Source organism: Microbacterium sp., assembly GCF_035687345.1.
In the GTDB taxonomy this organism is placed as follows: Bacteria; Actinomycetota; Actinomycetes; order Actinomycetales; family Microbacteriaceae; genus Microbacterium.
Genome location: NZ_DASRXZ010000025.1, coordinates 77919 through 95906, shown reverse-complemented (window position 1 = coordinate 95906; position 17988 = coordinate 77919). Strand labels below are relative to the sequence as shown.

Annotated in this window: 18 protein-coding genes and 1 tRNA gene; 12 read left to right on the top strand and 7 right to left on the bottom strand. The window is 69.8% G+C overall.

Annotation, left to right across the window (positions count from 1 at the left end):
- The 4 genes from VFF97_RS03075 to VFF97_RS03060 all read left to right on the top strand — a co-directional run.
- A partial coding sequence (locus tag VFF97_RS03075; protein ID WP_325032024.1) for an aconitase/3-isopropylmalate dehydratase large subunit family protein occupies positions 1-1264 on the top strand: 1264 nt, incomplete at its 5' end.
- A complete protein-coding gene (locus VFF97_RS03070; protein WP_325032023.1) occupies positions 1261-2535 on the top strand; it encodes a 3-isopropylmalate dehydratase large subunit in 1275 nt (424 codons plus the stop codon). The genes VFF97_RS03075 and VFF97_RS03070, both read left to right, overlap by 4 nt.
- Entirely contained in the window at positions 2528-3052 is a 525-nt protein-coding gene (locus VFF97_RS03065) for a 3-isopropylmalate dehydratase (protein WP_325032022.1), read from the top strand. The genes VFF97_RS03070 and VFF97_RS03065 overlap by 8 nt, the downstream gene beginning before the upstream one ends.
- A 264-nt stretch (positions 3053-3316) precedes the next feature.
- Positions 3317-3937 carry a TetR/AcrR family transcriptional regulator gene (locus VFF97_RS03060; protein WP_325032021.1) on the top strand — a complete coding sequence of 207 codons (621 nt, stop codon included), beginning with the start codon at positions 3317-3319 and terminating at the stop codon, positions 3935-3937.
- A 52-nt stretch (positions 3938-3989) separates the two neighbouring features.
- Here the strand turns inward: VFF97_RS03060 and VFF97_RS03055 are convergent, their stop codons facing one another.
- The 5 genes from VFF97_RS03055 to VFF97_RS03035 all read right to left on the bottom strand — a co-directional run bounded on the left by VFF97_RS03055 (position 3990) and on the right by VFF97_RS03035 (position 10085).
- Positions 3990-5162: a glycoside hydrolase family 1 protein gene (locus tag VFF97_RS03055; protein ID WP_325032020.1), complete on the bottom strand. Its 1173-nt coding sequence runs from the start codon at positions 5160-5162 to the stop codon at positions 3990-3992.
- 20 nt (positions 5163-5182) lie between these two features.
- Positions 5183-6070 (bottom strand): carbohydrate ABC transporter permease, encoded by an 888-nt coding sequence (locus VFF97_RS03050; RefSeq protein WP_325032019.1) that lies wholly within the window; start codon positions 6068-6070, stop codon positions 5183-5185.
- A 1-nt stretch (position 6071) separates the two neighbouring features.
- Positions 6072-7010, bottom strand: a complete 939-nt coding sequence (locus VFF97_RS03045; RefSeq protein ID WP_414684215.1) for a carbohydrate ABC transporter permease — start codon at positions 7008-7010, stop codon at positions 6072-6074.
- Positions 7011-7019: 9 nt separating this feature from the next.
- A complete protein-coding gene (locus VFF97_RS03040; protein WP_325032018.1) occupies positions 7020-8321 on the bottom strand; it encodes a sugar ABC transporter substrate-binding protein in 1302 nt (433 codons plus the stop codon).
- A 228-nt stretch (positions 8322-8549) separates the two neighbouring features.
- Entirely contained in the window at positions 8550-10085 is a 1536-nt protein-coding gene (locus VFF97_RS03035) for a PucR family transcriptional regulator (RefSeq protein ID WP_325032017.1), read from the bottom strand.
- Positions 10086-10177: 92 nt separating this feature from the next.
- Here VFF97_RS03035 and gabT point away from each other — a divergent pair, with 92 nt between their 5' ends.
- Both gabT and VFF97_RS03025 read left to right on the top strand, forming a co-directional pair.
- Positions 10178-11545 carry a 4-aminobutyrate--2-oxoglutarate transaminase gene (gene gabT / locus VFF97_RS03030; RefSeq protein ID WP_325032016.1) on the top strand — a complete coding sequence of 456 codons (1368 nt, stop codon included), beginning with the start codon at positions 10178-10180 and terminating at the stop codon, positions 11543-11545.
- A gap of 61 nt (positions 11546-11606) precedes the next feature.
- The gene (locus tag VFF97_RS03025) at positions 11607-12971 is read left to right on the top strand and encodes an NAD-dependent succinate-semialdehyde dehydrogenase (protein ID WP_325032015.1); all 1365 of its coding nucleotides are present in this window, start codon (positions 11607-11609) and stop codon (positions 12969-12971) included.
- On the opposite strand, the gene VFF97_RS03020 is transcribed toward VFF97_RS03025, so the two are convergent.
- A complete protein-coding gene (locus VFF97_RS03020) occupies positions 12952-13596 on the bottom strand; it encodes a hypothetical protein (RefSeq protein WP_325032014.1) in 645 nt (214 codons plus the stop codon). The genes VFF97_RS03025 and VFF97_RS03020 overlap by 20 nt on opposite strands.
- A gap of 84 nt (positions 13597-13680) precedes the next feature.
- Here VFF97_RS03020 and VFF97_RS03015 point away from each other — a divergent pair, with 84 nt between their 5' ends.
- The 4 genes from VFF97_RS03015 (at position 13681) to nusG (ending at position 15894) form a co-directional block, all read left to right on the top strand.
- A complete protein-coding gene (locus VFF97_RS03015) occupies positions 13681-14115 on the top strand; it encodes a pyridoxamine 5'-phosphate oxidase family protein (protein ID WP_325032013.1) in 435 nt (144 codons plus the stop codon).
- A gap of 168 nt (positions 14116-14283) precedes the next feature.
- Positions 14284-14356: transfer RNA gene (locus VFF97_RS03010), tRNA-Trp, on the top strand.
- Between the two features lie 45 nt (positions 14357-14401).
- Complete coding sequence (gene secE, locus VFF97_RS03005; RefSeq protein ID WP_325032012.1) at positions 14402-14674, top strand: preprotein translocase subunit SecE; 273 nt, start codon at positions 14402-14404, stop codon at positions 14672-14674.
- Positions 14675-14733: 59 nt separating this feature from the next.
- Entirely contained in the window at positions 14734-15894 is a 1161-nt protein-coding gene (gene nusG / locus VFF97_RS03000; RefSeq protein ID WP_325032011.1) for a transcription termination/antitermination protein NusG, read from the top strand.
- Between the two features lie 63 nt (positions 15895-15957).
- On the opposite strand, the gene VFF97_RS02995 is transcribed toward nusG, so the two are convergent.
- Positions 15958-16353 (bottom strand): VOC family protein, encoded by a 396-nt coding sequence (locus tag VFF97_RS02995; RefSeq protein WP_325032010.1) that lies wholly within the window; start codon positions 16351-16353, stop codon positions 15958-15960.
- 101 nt (positions 16354-16454) lie between these two features.
- Here VFF97_RS02995 and VFF97_RS02990 point away from each other — a divergent pair, with 101 nt between their 5' ends.
- Together VFF97_RS02990 and rplK are read left to right on the top strand one after the other, a co-directional pair.
- Positions 16455-17435 (top strand): helix-turn-helix transcriptional regulator, encoded by a 981-nt coding sequence (locus VFF97_RS02990; RefSeq protein ID WP_325032009.1) that lies wholly within the window; start codon positions 16455-16457, stop codon positions 17433-17435.
- A 114-nt stretch (positions 17436-17549) separates the two neighbouring features.
- On the top strand, positions 17550-17981 hold the full coding sequence (gene rplK, locus VFF97_RS02985; protein ID WP_325032008.1) for a 50S ribosomal protein L11: 432 nt from the start codon (positions 17550-17552) through the stop codon (positions 17979-17981).
- Positions 17982-17988 lie beyond the last annotated feature (7 nt).

Below are 17988 nucleotides of genomic sequence, written 5' to 3'. Positions count from 1 at the left end.
CAAGACTTTCGCCGTCAAGGCGCTGGAGCGCGCCTCGGGGGAGACGGGGCTGGCTCCCGGTCAGATCGTCGACGCCTACCCCGACCTCTACATGAGCCACACCGCGACCTGGCGCTGCATCAAGACGTGGGAGCGCATGGGTGAGCCGGAGCTGTTCGACAAGGACCGCATCGCGATGGTCATGGACCACATCTCGCCCGCGCAGACAGCGAAGATCGCGGGTGACCACCGGCTGTCCCGCGGCTTCCGCGAGAGGATGGGCATCAAGAACTTCTTCGACGTCAACGCGGGCATCGCGCACGTCGTGCTGATGGAGAACGGGCTGGTCAAGCCCGGGAATCTCATCATCGGCACCGACTCGCACTCGACGATCTACGGCGCGCTCGGCGCGCTCGGCACGGGTGTCGGCTTCAGCGAGATCACGGCCGCGTGGGTCACCGGCAAGCTGTGGATGCGCGTGCCCGAGTCGATGAAGATCGTCGTGAAGGGACCGCTCCCCGCCGGCGTCTACCCGAAGGACGTCATGCTCAAGCTCATCGGCGACATCACCGCCGACGGCGCGACGTACTACTCCGTCGAGTTCCACGGCGACTGGGTCGAGTCCCTCTCCACCTCGGAGCGCATGACGCTGTGCAACCTCGCGATGGAGGCCGGCGCGAAGAACGCGGTCGTGCCGCCGGATGCCGAGACCATGCGCTACCTCGCCGAGCACGGCGTCGATCTCGACACCGTGCAGCCGCTGGCATCCGATCCCGACGCGGTGTTCGAGAAGACGATCGAGCTCGACGCGACCGAACTCGAGCCGCAGATCGCGATCCCGCACAACGTCGACGACGTCGTGGGCATCTCGGGTGTCGCCGGCACCAAGGTCGACCAGGTGTTCATCGGCTCGTGCGCGAACGCGAAGTACGACGACCTCGCGATCGCCGCGAAGTACCTCAAGGGCAACCGCATCGCTCCCGGTGTGCGGCTCGTCGTGACGCCGGCATCCGCCGACATCATGGCGAAGGCCGCGGCCGACGGCATCGTCACGACCCTCATCGAGTCGGGCGCGCTCATCACGAACCCCGGATGCGGCGCGTGCGCCGGCAGCGGCGGAGCGATGGCCGACGGCGAGGTGACGCTCTCGACCGCGAACCGCAACTTCCGCGGACGCATGGGCAGCTACGAGTCGAGCATCTACCTCTCGAGCCCCGCGGTGGCCGCGGCATCCGCGGTCACCGGTGTCATCACCGACCCGCGTCACGTGGCGGTGCCGGCATGAACCTCGTCGAGAAGATCCTCGCGCGCGCGAGCGGAAGAGAATCCGTGTCGGCCGGCGACGTCGTCGTCGCCGAGGTCGACCGGCTGGTGATGCACGACCTCAGCGCCTACCTCACGGGCAAGGTGTACGACGAGCGCGTCGGCGTCGACCTGCCGTACCCCGACCGGGTCGTCACGGTGTTCGACCACCACTTCTCGCCGCCGACCGAGCACCAGGCCGACGTCCTCAACCGCAACCGCGAGTGGGCCAGGCGCCGCGGCACGCAGCTGTTCGACTGCGGAAGCGGGAACATCCACAACGTGCTCGTGCAGCACGGGCTCGCGCTCCCCGGGCAGATCGTCGTGGGCTCCGACAGTCACACGCCGGTGCACGGGGCCGTCGGCGCGCTCGCGGTGGCGCTCGGCAACGACTCGCACGCGGGCACCGTCATGCCGTTCGGCAAGGCGTGGTTCCGCGTGCCCGAGCTCATCCAGATCGAGCTGACGGGCGAGCTGCGGCCGGGCACCACGCCGCGCGACGTCGCGCTGTGGCTCGTGAAGGAGCTCGGCGAGGGGTCGGTCATCTACAAGGCGCTCGAGTTCACCGGCCCGTTCATCAAGGGCCTCGACTTCTGGGACCGCTGGCTGTTCCCCGTGCTGTGCGTCGATCTCGGCGCGAAGTGCGGCTACATCGAGCCCGACGAGGTGACGCGTGCGTTCGTCGAGTCCCTGCCGAACGGCAGCGTCGACCGGCTCGTCAACGGCGACGGCGATCCCGTCGAGGACGTCCGCCGGTTCGATGTGGGCGACCTGCCTCCGCAGGTGGCGGCGCCGCCCACCGTCGGCAACGTCCACCCGGTCGACGACGTCGTGGGCACGCCCGTGCAGTGGGCGGAGCTCGGCGGCCACGGCGGAGGACGGCTGGAGGACTTCATCCTCGCGGCGAAGGTGCTGCGGGGTCGCCGGATCCACCCCGACGTCAAGCTCAACCTGGTCCCCGGCAATCGCGAGGTGTTCCGGCAGGCGCTCGAGCTCGGGATCGTCGCCGACCTCCACGAGGCAGGCGGCACGTGGTTCCCGCCGAGCACGGGGTCGAATCAGACCGCGAACATGGGCGCGATGTCGGCGGGCGAGGCGATGATCTCGACGCATTCGCGCAACTTCCCCGGGCGCAACGGGAGCACCGAGGCGTCGATGTACCTCGCGTCGGCGCTCACGGTCGCGGCATCCGCCGTCGCCGGCCGGATCGCCGACCCGCGCCGCTACGTCTCGGAAGGGAACCCGCATGAGTGAGTTCGTCACGCGCTTCGAAGGGCGCTGCTGGACATTCGGCGCGAACATCCCGACGGACGCGCTCGTGAAGTCGGCGTACGTGTTCGACCCGATGGAGGAGATCGTCAAGCACGTGCTGGAGGACCACAACCCGAGGTTCCCGCTCGAGGTGCAGCCGGGCGACATCGTCGTGGCCGGCCACCACTTCGGTCAGTCCTCGGGCCGGGCGATCGCCGCGAAGGCGCTCAAGGCGACGGGGATCGGATGCGTCGTGTCGAACGCGTTCTCGCGGACGTTCTACCGCAACGTGTTCGAGATCGGGCTGCCGTCGCTCGAGGTTCCCGATGCGACCGACCTCGTCGACGACGGCGACCACGTCGTGGTCGACATCGCCGAAGGGCTCTTCCGCAACGAGACGAGGGGGGTCGAGCGGCGGGTGCCGTCGGCGTCGCCGTTCCTGTTGCGGATGCTGGAGGCCGGCGGCCTCATCGCCCTCACGCAGTCCGACCCGAACTGGGCCGAGGCGGCGCGCGCGTGAGAACCCGGGAAGGGCGACGACGGGGTTTCCCGTAATACCTGTCGAGTGTTAGGTTCTCCCCACCGAGGGTGGATGCTCGCGGCGACCCATCGGGATCGAGCCCACGGGGGCTACGCTGAAGGACTACTTCGTCGGTCGCGAGATGGAGCAGCGCCTCCGTCCGGCGATGCGGAAGCAGGACTTCGGGTCGTCGTGGGGAACGCCTGGTCACGGTCAGCGCGGCTGAGTCGGGCATTCCTCCGCTCGCTCGAGAGGGAGGTCGCCGTGAGCGCACAGGAGCAGGACACGGGTGGGCAGCGCCGCACGCGGGGCAGCTACGCGAAGGGCCAGGCGCGCCGCCAGGCCATCGTCGATGAAGCGATCGCGGTGTTCTCGCGCACCGGGTTCCACAGCAGCTCGCTGCGCGAGATCGCCAAACGCGTGGGGCTCACCCCCGCGGGCCTCATGCACCATTTCGCCGACAAGGAGGAGCTCTTCACCGAAGTCCTCCGGCAACGAGACGAGAAGGTCCGCGCGGCCGCGGGCGATCCCGCCGAGCACACGCTCATCGAGCAGGCCGAGAAGGTCGTCGCGTACAACCAGACCTCCCGCGGCCTGACCTCGCTCTACGCGATCGTGTCGGCCGAGGCGACGGACTCCGAGCACCCCTCCCACGACGACTTCGCCGAGCGCTACCGCGAGACGGCGGCGCGCGGGGCGGAGCTGCTGCGGGCGGGCCAGGAGGCCGGCGAGATCCGCGCCGACATCGACGCCGCCCACGCCGCCCGGCTCATCAGCGCCGTGATGGACGGCATCCAGCTCCAGTGGCTGCTCGACGAGACCGTCGACATGGTGCCGCTGTTCCAGGAGTTCGTGCGAGGTTACCTGCGCCCCCAGACTTCCTGACGCCGCGCCGGCCGCTGGGCGAGGGAGCGCAGCGACCCAGACGAAGCGCGCGTCATCGACCCGGGGGCGGCACGGGCAGCGCGTTCGCGCGCGCGACGCCGCCCAGCCACGCGAGGCTCGGCTTCGGGTGCCGCTCGAACGTCTCGCGATCCCACGCGATGAGCCCGAACGTGGGCCGGTAGCTGCCCCACTCGTAGTTGTCGAGCGCGCTCCAGTGCAGGTAGCCGCGCACGTCGATGCCGTCGACGATGCACGCGTGCACCGCCTCCAGCGCGCCGGTCGTGTAGTCGATGCGGCGCCGGTCGTCGGCGGTCGCGATGCCGTTCTCGGTGACGTACACGGGCGCTTGCGCGCGCTTCCACGCATTGCGGATGCCGTCGCCGACAGCCGACGGGTAGTACTCCCACCCGGTGAGCGTGCGCTCCGCGGCATCCGGGATCTCCCGCGGCCCATCGGGCCCGATCACCGTGCGCGTGTACGCCTGCACGCCGACCCAGTCGTCGCCCTTCGCGGCTTCGAGGAAGACGTCCTCCCGCGACCACCCGTACTCGGCCGCGACCTCCTCGGCGCCCGGTTCGGGTTGGTACGCCTGCGTCGCGACGGACCATCCCGCCTGGGATCCGGTGGATCGCACGAGCTCGACGGCGGCGCGGTGCGCCGCAATGAGGCGGTCGGTCACGTCCGGAACACCGGGCGGGAGTCCGATCGAGGGGAACCCCACCTCGGGGTCGGCGAGCACGGAGACCATGTTCGGCTCGTTGATCGTGCACACGAGCGACACGCCCTCGAGCACCGGCAGCGCGGCCTCGACGTACCGGCGGAACGCGTCGACCGAGGCATCCGTCAGCCATCCGCCCTCACGGGCGAACCACACAGGGTTCGTGAAGTGATGCAGCGTGATGACCGGCTCGAGGCCGTTCTCCCGTGCCGTGTCGACCATGCGCCGGTAGTGGTCGATCGCCGCGCGCGACACCCAGCCCTTCTCGGGCTCGATACGCGCCCATTCGATGCTGAACCGGTACGCCGCGAGCCCGGCTTCCGCGAGCAGTGCCATGTCCTGCGGGAAGCGGTGGTAGCTGTCGGCGGCGTCTCCCGACGGCTCCGCGATCGCGGGTCCGGGCAAGTGGCCCCATTCGCGCTGCCACCAGTCCGAGTTGATGTTGCCGCCCTCGATCTGGTGCGCCGCGGTCGAGGCGCCCCACAGGAAGCCGTCGGGGAAGTCCATGCGGAGGGAGTCCTTTCGATTCACTTGATGCCGGTGAGCGCGATGCCCTGCACGAAGTACCGCTGCAGCACCACGAAGACGATGAGCACCGGCACGACGACCACGACGGCGCCGGCCATCATGAGCCCGTACCGCGCCGCGTTCTGGCCGACCGAGTAGAGGGCGAGCGCGACGGGGAGCGTGTACATGTCCTCGGTCGTGGCGACCACCAGCGGCCACAGGAAGTTGTTCCAGCTCGCGAGGAAGGTGAGGATCGTGAGCGTCGCGATCGCCGGTCCGCACAGCGGCATGATGACGCGCAGGAAGATGCGCCACTCGCTCGCACCGTCGATGCGCGCCGCCTCGATGAGCTCATCGGGAAGCCCCAGCATGAACTGCCGCATGAGGAACACGCCGAGCGGCGTGATGAGGAACGGCAGGATGAGCCCGGGGTAGGAGTTCACCAGACCGAGGTTCGCCGTGAGAACGAACAGCGGCACGAACGTCACGACGCCCGGCACCATGAGCGTTCCGAGGACGAGCGCGAACAGCAGCTTCTTGCCGCGGAACTGCAGCTTCGCGAGCGCGTACCCGACCATCGAGCAGAACACGATGTTCCCGAGCGTCACGAAGACCGCCACGACGATGCTGTTGATGAAGAACGTCGTGAAGTCCAGTCGACCGAACAGCGTTGTGAAGTTGTCGAGCGTCGGCTCGCGCGGGAGGAACTCGGTCGGGTGCTGGCGGATCTCGGCATCCGTCTTGAAGGACCCGAGGATCATCCACACAAAGGGCGTGAGCATCGCGACGAGGCCCAGCGTCAGCACGACGTAGAGCCACCAGCGGCTGCCCGTGCGTCGGCGTCCGGCGGGGGCGATCTCGTCGGACGTGGCCGTCGTCTCGACGGGAGTGGGGGCGATGGCGGTCATGTCAGTCCTCCTTGCGCCCGAGCAGACGGAACTGGATGAGGGCGAGCACGACGATCGCGAGGAACAGCACGTAGCTCGCCGCCGACGCGTACGCGTAATTGCCGAACCCGAACTGCTGGAACGTGTACATCGCCGCCGACAGCGTCGAGTCGAGCGGGCCGCCGCGCGTCATGACGAACGGCTCCTCGAAGAACTGCAGGAACCCGATCCCCGTGATGACGGCCGAGAACAGGATCGCCGGCCGCATCGCGGGGATCGTGATGTTCCAGAACCGCTGCCACGCGTTCGCGCCGTCGACCATCGCGGCCTCGTGGTGCTCGCGCGGCACGCCTTGCAGCGCCGCGAGGAAGATCACCATGAGGGTCCCGATGTTGCGCCACACCGCCATCGCGATGAGCGACGGCAGCGCCCACGTCGTGCTCTGCAGCCAGTCGGGGCCCTGGATGCCTAGGAGCGCGAGGAATCCGTTGAGCAGACCGTCGGGTTGCAGGATGAACCGCCACACGATCGCGATCGCCACGATGCTCGTGACGACGGGCGTGTAGAAACCCACGCGGTAGACCGTTCGGAACCGACGGATGCCCTTGTCGAGCGCCAGCGCGACTGCGAGCGCCAGGGCCATCGTGAGCGGCACCGCGACCACCACGAACGTGAACGTGTTCAGCAGCGACCGCAGGAAACGCGGGTCCTGGAACAGGCGCACGTAGTTGTCGATCCCGACGATGTTCACCTGGAACGGGGTCTGCAGGTCCCTCGTCGTCATGTCGGTGAAGCTCATGACGAGCGACCCGACGATCGGCCCCGCCATGAAGACGAGGAAGAGGACGACGAACGGCAGGGCGAACAGCCACGCCGTGAGGGTCATGCGTCGCGCCCGCCGGCGCATCGCGGGTGAGGGCGGCGCGCTGCGCGGCGGGGCGGATGTCGCGACGGCGGTCATCGGCGGATCCTAGTTGCCGGTGCCGATCGACTGGGCCTGCTGCTGGATCGTGGCGATCGCGTCGGCGGGCGTCGTCTCACCGCGCGTCGTCTTCTCCAGCTCCTGGTCGATCACGGCCGAGACCTGAGCCCACGTGGGGATCGCCGGCGGCGCCTTCGAATCCTGCAGCTGCTCGCCGAAGACGCTCAGGTACGGATCCTCCGAGAACGTGGGGTCGTCCCACGCGGCCTGCACGCTCGGGAGGTCGGTCGAGATCTTGTACCACGAGATCTGCGTCTCGGGCTGGCTCAGCCAGCGCACGAGCTTCCACGCCGCGTCGCGGTTGTCGGTGTCCTCGAACACCGCGAGGTTGCCGCCGCCGGTGAAGCTCGTGCGGCTGTCGGCGCCCGGGACCATGGTCACGGCGAACTTGTCGGCGAACTCCTCACCGCCCTGGTCGAGCAGGAGGCTCACGTGGAACGGACCGCTGTAGAACGCGCCGACCTCGCCGTTGATGAAGGCCTGCTCGATCTCACCGCCCTCGAGACGCCGCGGCTCCGCGATGCCCTCGTCGAAGAAGCTCTTGTAGTACGTGAACGCCTCTTCCCACTCGGGCGTGTCGAACGTGAACTCGGTGCCGTCGTCGTTCAGGATGTCGCCGCCCTGCTGCCACGCGAGGGGCGTCACGTACTGCCACGAGTCGAAGCCTCCGGGTGGGAGCGAGACGCCCCACGTCGCGCCGGCCGATTGCAGCGCCTTCGTGAACTCGGTGTACTCCTCCCAGGTGGTGGGCGGCTCGACGCCCGCCTGCTCGGCGAGGTCGGTGCGGTAGTAGAGCACGCGCGTGTCGACGTACCACGGCACGCCGTAGGCGACGTCGTCGACCACCGCGGTCTCCCACGAGCCCTCGAAGAACGCGGACTCGTCGACGAGCCCCTCGGGCGTCGGCTCGAACGCGCCGGTCGCCGCGAACTCGCCGACCCACGTCGTGCCGAGCATCGTGATGTCGGGGGTCTCACCGCCGGCGATCGCGGTGGCGATGCGGTCGTGGGCGCTCTCCCACGGCACGGCGGTGACCTCGACGCTGACGTCGGGATTCTCCTCCTCGAACTGGGCGACGAGCTCGTCGAGCACCTCGCCCTCGTTGCCCATCGCCCAAACGGTGAGCTCGCCGGTGGCGGGGGAGTCGTCGATCGCCTCTCCGGCCTGGTCTCCTCCTGCACCGCCGCCGCCGTCGCTGCGGCCGCAGCCGGCGAGGGCGAGGGCGCCGACGAGGGTCACCGCCCCGACCGCCATCCAGCGGGAAGTCCTTCGTGCTGCTGCTCGTGTCATCGGTCTGACGCCTCCATCGGTCGTCGCCGCCCCGGGCGGCTCTGCCTCGGCTGGTGCGGCGCAGGACGGCGCCGCTGTCATGACTGTAGGGCGAATACCTAACACATGAAAGGTTTTCGCGATGAGAATCACCTCATCGACATCAGGTTGCCTCGCGGCCGCCGACGAAGGAAACGCCGTGGCGCGACATGCGAGTTCGTGCTAGCGCCGGCGCGGCGCCCGCGCCGCTCAGTCGCCCGCGACGCTGAGCGCCGCCCACACCTCGGCGCGCTCGGGGAAGGACGACAGATCGCGCCCGAGCACGCGCTGCGCCGTCGCGAGACGCGCCCGCACGGTGTGACGGTGGATTCCGAGCGCGCGCGAGGTCGCCTCGTGCGAGCAGTCCTGCTCGAGCCACGTGCGCACGGTCTCGCGCAGGGCGCCGCCGTGCGCGGCGTCGTACTCGTCGAGAGGGGCGAGCAGGGCCGCGGCGACCGCGCGCGCCTCATCGGACGGCTCGGCCGACAGCACGCTCCCGACCCCCGCGTCGCCGAACCGCGATACACGGGCACCGGCCGCGGCGCCACGGTCACGCGCGACGCGCGCCTCGCGCACAGCCGCCGAGAACGCCGAGTACGGGGCGGGTCGCGACACCCCGACGACCACCTCGAAGAGCTCGGCGAACTCGCGCACGAGCCCGTCGTGGTCGGCGGACGTCACGATGACCAGCCCGTCGTCCGCGCGGCCGTAGAACACGTCGCCGCGGCTCTCGTCGGCCTTGAGCTCGAGCCACTCGGTCGCCGTGTGGTCGCGAGCGGTCGCCGCATCCGTCATCGCCACCGTGATCGGCGGATGCGGCAGCCCGCGCCACGCGTCACGCGCGATGCGCCGCGCGAGCGTCGGGTCGTCGGAGAGCAGCGACTGCACGACGCCCGCGCGCAGCGACGCCCGGGCGCGGCTGAGGCCCTGGTTCTGCTCGAGGGCGAGGCCCGCCATCGCGATGACGGACGTCACGACACCGCGCTCCTCCTGGTCGAGGTCGCCCGACGCGATCGCGATGACCCCGCGCAGCTGGCCTGTCCGCCCGAGCGTCTGCAGCGTGAACGGCGTGTCGCCGATCCGCAGCGACGATCCGGCACGCGCGCCGCGGCGGAGCACGGTGCCCGCCTCGGCGGTCACCTCGGCGAGCGCGTCCGCGTCGAGGGCGCCCGGCGGGTGCTCGCGTGTGAGCGACCCGGTCGCATCGAAGAGCCCGACCCACGCGTCGAGCTGCCGTGCCAGTTCGGCGAGTGTCGCGCCGAGGCCGTCGGGGCGCAGTGCCGCGAGCGATATGGCACGCTGCGCGGCGAGCGCCCACGAGCGGCGCGCGTACGCCTGGGCGGCGATCGCCTCGGCGTTCGCGCGCGCCACCGCGATGAAGGGCGTGCGGTACGGGACCTCGAACAGGGCGAGCCCCGCGTCTCGGCACGCGTCGGCGAGCGCGGGCGGGATGCCCTCGCGCACCACCGCGGTCCCGAAACCGAGCCCCAGCACTCCACGCGCGGTGAGGCGGGCGACGTAGTCGGAGTAGTCCTCCTCGCGGGCGGCCTGGAACTGCGTCCCGGTGGTCAGCAGCACGAGGCCGTCGGAGAGGAACGGCGTCGGATCGGCGAGGTCGGAGCTGTGCACCCAGCGAACCGGCCGGTCGAGCGCCTCCTCTTCGGCCGGCGCCGTCTCGAGGCGCAGGCGCAGGTCGGTGCGCGCGAGGAGGGCGCGCAGCGTGGGGGAGTCGCTGAGGACGGTCATGTGAGCTTCCTGTACGCGGCGTACATCACCGTAGAGAGAATGTACATGCAGGAGAGTGCCGGGTGAGGCATCCGGCTCTTAACCTCCCATTCATGACCGCTGCCGACTCCGCCGACACGATCACCGCCCCGCCGATCGGAGGACCCTCGCTCCCGCAGGAGCGCCGCCTCGTGACGAGCATCCCCGGACCGCGCTCGCAGGAGCTGCTCGCGCGCAAGGCCGCCGCCGTCGCGGCGGGCGTCGGGCACACGGCGCCGATCGAGGCGGTCGCCGCGGGCGGAGGCGTGGTCGTCGACGCGGACGGCAACTCGCTCATCGACCTCGGCTCGGGCATCGCCGTGACGACCGTCGGCAACGCGCACCCGAAAGTCGTCGAGGCGGTGCAGGCGCAGGTCGCGCAGTTCACCCACACGTGCTTCATGATCTCGCCGTACGACTCGTACGTCGCCGTCGCGGAAGCCCTCAACCGCATCACGCCGGGCGACCACGAGAAGAAGAGCGCTCTGTTCAACTCGGGCGCAGAGGCGGTCGAGAACGCGGTCAAGATCGCCCGCAAGCACACGAAGAAGCAGGCGGTTGTCGCGTTCGACCACGGCTACCACGGCCGCACGAACCTCACCATGGCGCTCACCGCGAAGTCGATGCCGTACAAGAGCGGCTTCGGACCCTTCGCGAGCGAGATCTATCGCGCGCCGCTGTCGTACCCGTTCCGCGACGGACTTAGCGGGCCGGATGCCGCGAAGCGCGCGATCGCGGTCATCGAGAAGCAGGTCGGAGCCGACAACCTCGCCGCCGTCATCATCGAGCCGATCCAGGGCGAGGGCGGCTTCATCGTCCCCGCCGACGGCTTCCTCCCCGCTCTCGTCGAGTGGTGCCGCGCCAACGACGTGGTGTTCATCGCCGATGAGATCCAGACCGGATTCGCTCGCACGGGGGCCATGTTCGCGAGCGAAGGGTTCGGCATCGTGCCGGACCTCATCACGACCGCCAAGGGCATCGCGGGGGGCTTGCCCTTGGCGGCCGTGACCGGTCGGGCCGAGATCATGGACGCCTCGCACGCCGGCGGCCTCGGCGGCACCTACGGCGGGAACCCCGTCGCATGTGCCGCGGCGCTCGCCTCGATCGAGGTGTTCGAGACCGAGGACCTCCCGCGGCGGGCGCGCGAGGTGGGGGAGATCCTCCTCTCGCGCCTCACGGCCATGCAGGCGGGCGACGCGCGCATCGGCGACGTCCGCGGACGCGGCGCGATGGTCGCGGCCGAGTTCGTCGACCCGGCGACGGGCGATCCGGATGCCGCGCTGACCGCCGCCGTCGCGAAGGAGTGCATCGCGCGCGGGGTCATCGTGCTCACGTGCGGCACCTACGGCAACGTGATCCGCTTCCTCCCGCCCCTGTCGATCGGCGACGACCTGCTGAACGATGGCCTGGACGTGCTGGCGGACGTGCTCGCCACCGCGTGACCTCCCGTGCCGGGTCCGTGCCGGCACGGCAGACTGTCTGAAAGAACCGATCGGAGAGCAGATGACCGACTACGCCGTCGTCAATCCGGCCACGGGCGAGACCGTGGCCACGTTCCCCGCATTCACCGACGCCGAGGTCGAGGAATGCATCGCCCGCGCGGATGCCGCGTACCGCACGTGGCGCGAGACACCCGTCGCCGAGCGCGCGGCGCTCGTCCGCCGCGTCGCCGAGCTGCACCGGGAGCGGCGCGACGAGCTCGCCCAGATCATCGTGCGGGAGATGGGCAAGCCCCTCGCGGCGGCCACCGAGGAGGTCGACTTCGCCGCCGACATCACGGAGTTCTACGCCGACAACGCCGAGAAGATCACGGCAGACCAGCCGATCGACATCCTCGGCGAGGGCAGCGCCGTCATCCGCAAGTCGCCCCTCGGCGTGCTGCTGGGGATCATGCCGTGGAACTTCCCGTACTACCAGGTCGCCCGCTTCGCGGCGCCGAACCTCGTGCTGGGCAACACGATCCTGCTCAAGCACGCGTCGCAGTGCCCCGAGTCCGCCGCGGCGATCGAGGCGATGTACCGCGACGCCGGCATGCCCGACGGCGCGTACGTGAACGTCTACCTCACGAACGAGCAGGCCGCGCGCGTCATCGCCGACCCGCGCGTGCAGGGCGTCTCGGTGACCGGCTCCGAGCGCGCGGGCGCGGCGGTCGCGGAGGTGGCCGGGCGCAACCTCAAGAAGGTCGCGCTCGAGCTCGGCGGCTCCGACCCGTTCATCCTGCTCAGCACCGACGACCTCGACGCGACGGTCGAAGCGGCCGTCAGCGCCCGCCTCGACAACACGGGTCAGTCGTGCAACGCCGCGAAGCGCTTCATCGTCGCCGATGACCACTACGACGCGTTCCTCGAGAAGTTCACCGAGGCCATGAAGGGCGCGAAGGTCGGCGACCCGCTCGCCGAAGACACCGTGCTGGGCCCGCTGTCGTCGCTCACGGCGGCGCAGCGCCTCGAGGAGCAGGTGAAGCGCGCGGTCGAGCAGGGCGCGACACTCGTCGTGGGCGGCAAGCGCGACGGCGCGTTCTTCGAGCCGACGGTGCTGACCGACGTCACGCCCGACATGGACGCGTACCGCGAGGAGTTCTTCGGCCCCGTGGGCATGGTCTTCCGCGCGAAGGACGAGGACGAGGCGATCGAGATCGCGAACGGCACGCCGTTCGGGCTCGGCTCCTACGTGTTCACGACCGACCCCGAGCAGGCCGAGCGCGTGGCCGACCGCATCGAGGCGGGCATGGTCTACATCAACATCGTGCTCGCCGACTCGCCCGAACTGCCGTTCGGCGGCGTCAAGCGGTCGGGCACCTCGCGCGAGCTGGGTCTTCTCGCCGCCGACGAATTCGTCAACAAGAAGCTCATCCGCGTCGGTCCGTGAGAGCGGCGGTCGCCTCGGCGATCGCCTCGTCAGCCCACTGAATCTGCTGGGCGGTGCCCCAGCGGACAGCCGCGTCCTTCGCGCGCTCGAACTCGGCGAGGGCCTCGTCGAAGCGCTCCGCGTCGAAGTGGTCCCACCCGGCGTTGTTGTGCAGGCTCACGCGCCAGCGCAGCGTCCGCGGATCGTCGACCCCGTCGAGCGCGGCGAGCGCCTGCGCCGTCCACTCGGCGGCGTGCGACGGGTCGGCGATCGCGAGCATGTGCAGCGCGTCGACGCGGAGGAACACGAGGTCGGGTGACGCGGATGCCGCGTCACCCGCCTCGCGGAAGAGGGCGGCGGCGGCATCCGCGTCGCCCGCCGAGTTGCGCAGCCGCCCGCGCTCGAGCAGCACGCGCACTCGCACCGCGGGCGACTTCGCGGCGCGGTCGGCGGGGATCGCGTCGAGCACCGCGCGCCCCTCGGCGAACCGCTCCTGGAGGCCCAGAGCGCGGGCGACCTGGGTCTCGAGCTCGGCGCGGGTCGCGGCATCCGTCTCGGCTTCGGCGGCCTCGCGCAGCCGTGCCTGCGACCCGGCCGGATCGCTGAAATCCCACAGCGCGTCGAGGTCTTGCTGGCCCAGCGTCATGCGCCGATCGTAGGGCGCGGAGACCCTCCCGGGGAGTGGGTGCGACGGTGGCGCGGGATGCCCCCGACAGGGCACGATGGAGGCATGAGCGACACCGACCCCGTCGTCTCTCTGGACGACGCCCAGTGCTGGGAGCTGCTGCGCGCGCAGGAGCTCGGGCGGCTCGTGACGCACGTCGGCCGGGTGATCGACATCTTCCCGGTCAACTACGTCGTCGACGACGAGACGATCGTGTTCCGCACCGCCGAGGGCAGCAAGCTCTTCGAGCTGACGGTCAACGACGAGGTCGTGTTCGAGGTCGACGACCACACCGACGAAGAGGCGTGGAGCGTCATCGTCCGCGGGCACGCGCACCGCCTCGACACTGCTGCAGAAGTCGAGCACGCCGACAGGCTGCCCCTCCGTCCGTGGATCCCGACGCTCAAGTACAACTACGTCGTGATCAAGCCGGATGCGCTCACCGGGCGGCGCTTCCGACGCGAGCCCGAGCCCGACCGCTACGGCATCCAGCAGTACTGAGGAGCCCCTCGACATGCCCCGCTCGGTTCGCCACCCCCAAGGGCATGCCGTACACTGGGTGATGCAGTTGAAATCTGCATTCTTTTGCCGTGCCCGCCAGTTGGGCAGACTCCCTCATCGCGATGGATTCGGCGCAGGAGTGCGGGTTGCCGAGGCCTCCGGGTCTCTAGGGCGGTAGCTCAATTGGCAGAGCAGCGGTCTCCAAAACCGCAGGTTGCAGGTTCGATTCCTGTCCGCCCTGCGCGTCAGCCCAAGCTGACACATGGAAGGTAATCAGGTGGGTTCGATGGTCCAGGATGAGCCGAAGGGCGAAGTCGTCGCGAAGGGCGACGCCGCGCCGCGCGAGAAGAAGCCGAACGTCTTCGCGCGCATCGCCCTCTTCATCCGCCAGGTCTTCGCCGAGCTTCGCAAGGTCGTCACGCCGACGCGTCAGGAGCTCGTGAAGTTCACGGCAGTGGTGCTCGGCTTCGTCATCGTCATGATGGCCTTCGTCTACGGCCTCGACGTGCTCTTCGTCTGGGTCACGACCGTCGTCTTCGGAGTGCCGGGCGGCGCCTGATCGCACCGAGCGGCGCGGATCGTGGCATCCGCAGCCGTCCACGAAGAAAGAGATGTCAAGTGTCTGAGAGATATGTCGACGACGCCGATTGGGCGACCGCGGCCGAGCAGTCCAGCGAGGACGACGAAGCCCAGGAGGGCAACGTCCTCGCGGCCGAGGAGCGCGCAGTCGAGGCGGCGGAGCACCGTGCTCTGCACATCGTCGACGACGAGGACGAAGACGGCGAGAGCCTCGAAGACATCGACGACATCGACGACCCGGAGGCAGATGCGATCGTGAACGACGCACTGGAAATCGACGAGGCCGCTGAGGCCGAGGCGGCAGCCGAGGTGCTGAACGACTCGATCGCCGAAGAGGTGGCCGAGCGCGAGGCCGAGGCGGCCGACGAGATCACGCCCTACGACGGCCCCGACATCAACGGCGACGAAGACCGCCCCGTGCTCGACGAGGACTTCGTCGAGGAGGTCGAGGCGGCCGCTGAGGAGGTCGACGAGGTAGAGGCATCCGTTTCGCCCGCCGACGCCGCGACCGAGTCCGAGCCCGCTGAGGGTGCCGGCGAGTCGGCCGACGCCGAAGAGGCGGATGACTCGGCCGACGAGGCCGACCCGTATGAGGCGTTCCGTCAGGAGCTGCGTTCGCTCCCCGGCAAGTGGTACGTCATCCACTCGTACGCCGGCTTCGAGCGCAAGGTGAAGGCCAACATCGAGCAGCGCAAGTCGACGCTCGAGGTGGAGGACGAGATCTACCAGGTCGAGGTCCCGATGGAGGACGTCGTCGAGATCAAGAACGGCCAGCGCAAGATGGTCACACGCGTCCGGATCCCCGGCTACGTGCTCGTGCGCATGGAGCTCAACGAAGACACGTGGTCGGTCGTGCGCCACACGCCCGGTGTCACCGGCTTCGTCGGCAACGCGCACAACCCGACGCCGCTGCGCTTCGAAGAGGCCTTCAACATGCTGAAGTCGCTCGTCGAGGTCAAGGAGGTCGCCCCCGCGAAGGGCGGCGCCGCCAAGGGCGGTCAGGCCGTTGCCCGCTCCATCCCGGCCGAGGTGGACTTCGAGGTCGGCGAGACCATCACGATCAAGGAGGGCTCGTTCGCGGGTCTTCCCGGCACGATCAGCGAGATCAAGCCCGAGAGCGGCAAGCTCACGGTGCTCGTGTCGCTCTTCGAGCGCGAGACGCCGGTCGAGCTGTCGTTCGACCAGGTCACGAAGCTCTGACGAAACCCGAACTCGCGAGAACGCCCCGCAGGCTCCGGCCCGCGGGGCGTTCTCGCGTCTGGGTCACGCGTGCTGCGCGGCCCAGTGCGGGCTCTGGATGAGTCCGAGGAGGTTCCCGAACGGGTCGCTCACCGACGCCGACCACCAGCCCTCGCCGCGCTGCGTCACCGGGTCGAACGGCGTCGCACCGAGTTCGACGAGCCGGTCGAACGCCGCCTGGATCTCGTCGACGTGGATGCTGACGAGCGCGCCACCGGGGGAGGGGAGTGCGGGGCGGTAGGCGCTGGACATGAGGGCGAGCTCGTCCTCGTCGTCGCCGAAGCGCCACTCGGCGTACTGCGCCGGGCCCGTCTCCGGTCGCGTGAAGTACGGCGGGGCGTCGAGCACGCGCGTGTACCAATCGATCGCAGCCGTCATGTCGTCGGCCACCAGGTTGAGGTTCGCGAGTCCGCGGAGCATGTCTTCGTTCCTTCCGTCGGCGGTTCCGTCAACCGCTTCGAGATCCAGCTTTCCGGGTAAAGTGATCAAGAACTGATCGCTTTAACGAAGATCCTGAAGTCATGCGCGCAGACCGTCTCATCCAGGCGCTCCTGTTGCTGCAGGGGCGCGAGTCGCTCACGGCGGCCGAGCTCGCGGCGGAGCTCGAGGTGTCGGTGCCGACCGCGCGCCGCGACCTCGAGGCGCTCCTCGCGGCGGGCGTCCCGATCTATCCCCAGCCGGGGCGGGGTGGGGGCTGGCGACTCATCGGCGGAGCGCGGACCGACCTGACGGGGCTCACGGGTCCTGAGGCGACCGCGCTGTTCCTGCAGCTCGTGCGGGCGGGAGGCGACTCCGACGCGGCGACGCGAGCGAGGCGCAAGGTCGTGCAGGCGCTCCCGCCGTCGTTCCGCGCCGCGGCGGAGCGGATCGCCGCCACGACCGTCGTCGGACCGGAGTGGGGCGCCGCGCCCGGCGAGCCCGAGCCGGCCGAAGCGGAACTTCTGCAGCAGGCGATCGCGGACGAGCGGCAGGTGTCGTTCGCCTACGGCGCGGAGCGCGGGGTCGTCGAGGCGGTTCCGCTCGTGGTCGGGCGTCGCGGTCGCCGGTGGTATCTCATGGCCGCGCCGCCCCACCCTGGGAGCGAGACGGCGGATGCCGCGCGGCTGCGCACATACCGTGTCGATCGCATGGGCGACCTGAGGGCGCTCCGAGCGCATGGTCGCGCTCCGGAGGGGTTCGTGCCGGGGGAGGCGTGGGATGCGATGGTGACCGAGATGGAGGCGCGGCGGGGTGCGGCATCCGCCACCGTCTCGGTCGCACTTCATGCCGTCGCACCCCTGTGCTCCCGATTCGGTGTGCACGCACGCGTGATCGAGGAGGGCGACGAGCGCTCCGTCGTCGAGGTGCGCGCGCAGAGCGACGAGGCGCTCGCCGAGCAGCTCGCCGGATGGGCGTCCGTCGCGCGCGTGCTCGAGCCGGCATCCGTGAAGCGTGCGCTCGCCGACCTGGGGGCGCAGCTCGTGGCCGCCTACGGTTCGGAGGGAACCGCCCGGGTGCGGTAGACTGTCTTGGTTTTGTGCGCGCTTTCGCGCGCGCTGACGGCACCGCGTTCCGGAACGGCCGGATCCGCGGGAGAACCGGATGCCGCGGCATCCGATTCGATGAGAGGAAAACACATGGCACCGAAGAAGAAGGTGACCGGCCTGATCAAGCTCCAGATCAACGCCGGCGCCGCCAACCCGGCGCCGCCGATCGGGCCCGCGCTCGGTCAGCATGGCGTCAACATCATGGAGTTCTGCAAGGCGTACAACGCCGCGACCGAGTCGCAGCGCGGCAACGTCATCCCCGTCGAGATCACCGTCTACGAGGACCGCAGCTTCACCTTCGTCCTGAAGACCCCGCCCGCCGCCGAGCTGATCAAGAAGGCCGCCGGCGTGCAGAAGGGCTCGAAGACGCCGCACACCGCCAAGGTGGGCAAGCTCACCAAGGAGCAGGTGCGTCAGATCGCCGAGACGAAGCAGCCCGACCTGAACGCGAACGACATCGAGGCCGCCTCGAAGATCATCGCCGGCACCGCCCGTTCCATGGGCATCACGGTCGAGGACTGAGGGGAGT

Excerpts from the sequence above, each read along its gene's own strand:
- VFF97_RS03070 (WP_325032023.1), top strand. The coding sequence starts at position 1,261 with ATGAACCTCGTCGAGAAGATCCTCGCGCGCGCGAGCGGAAGAGAATCC.
- VFF97_RS03065 (WP_325032022.1), top strand. The coding sequence starts at position 2,528 with ATGAGTGAGTTCGTCACGCGCTTCGAAGGGCGCTGCTGGACATTCGGC.
- VFF97_RS03055 (WP_325032020.1), bottom strand. The coding sequence starts at position 5,162 with ATGGACTTCCCCGACGGCTTCCTGTGGGGCGCCTCGACCGCGGCGCAC.
- VFF97_RS03050 (WP_325032019.1), bottom strand. The coding sequence starts at position 6,070 with ATGACCGCCATCGCCCCCACTCCCGTCGAGACGACGGCCACGTCCGAC.
- VFF97_RS03045 (WP_414684215.1), bottom strand. The coding sequence starts at position 7,010 with ATGACCGCCGTCGCGACATCCGCCCCGCCGCGCAGCGCGCCGCCCTCA.
- VFF97_RS03040 (WP_325032018.1), bottom strand. The coding sequence starts at position 8,321 with ATGACACGAGCAGCAGCACGAAGGACTTCCCGCTGGATGGCGGTCGGG.
- VFF97_RS03035 (WP_325032017.1), bottom strand. The coding sequence starts at position 10,085 with ATGACCGTCCTCAGCGACTCCCCCACGCTGCGCGCCCTCCTCGCGCGC.
- gabT (WP_325032016.1), top strand. The coding sequence starts at position 10,178 with ATGACCGCTGCCGACTCCGCCGACACGATCACCGCCCCGCCGATCGGA.
- VFF97_RS03025 (WP_325032015.1), top strand. The coding sequence starts at position 11,607 with ATGACCGACTACGCCGTCGTCAATCCGGCCACGGGCGAGACCGTGGCC.
- VFF97_RS03020 (WP_325032014.1), bottom strand. The coding sequence starts at position 13,596 with ATGACGCTGGGCCAGCAAGACCTCGACGCGCTGTGGGATTTCAGCGAT.
- VFF97_RS03015 (WP_325032013.1), top strand. The coding sequence starts at position 13,681 with ATGAGCGACACCGACCCCGTCGTCTCTCTGGACGACGCCCAGTGCTGG.
- secE (WP_325032012.1), top strand. The coding sequence starts at position 14,402 with ATGGTCCAGGATGAGCCGAAGGGCGAAGTCGTCGCGAAGGGCGACGCC.
- VFF97_RS02995 (WP_325032010.1), bottom strand. The coding sequence starts at position 16,353 with ATGCTCCGCGGACTCGCGAACCTCAACCTGGTGGCCGACGACATGACG.
- VFF97_RS02990 (WP_325032009.1), top strand. The coding sequence starts at position 16,455 with ATGCGCGCAGACCGTCTCATCCAGGCGCTCCTGTTGCTGCAGGGGCGC.
- rplK (WP_325032008.1), top strand. The coding sequence starts at position 17,550 with ATGGCACCGAAGAAGAAGGTGACCGGCCTGATCAAGCTCCAGATCAAC.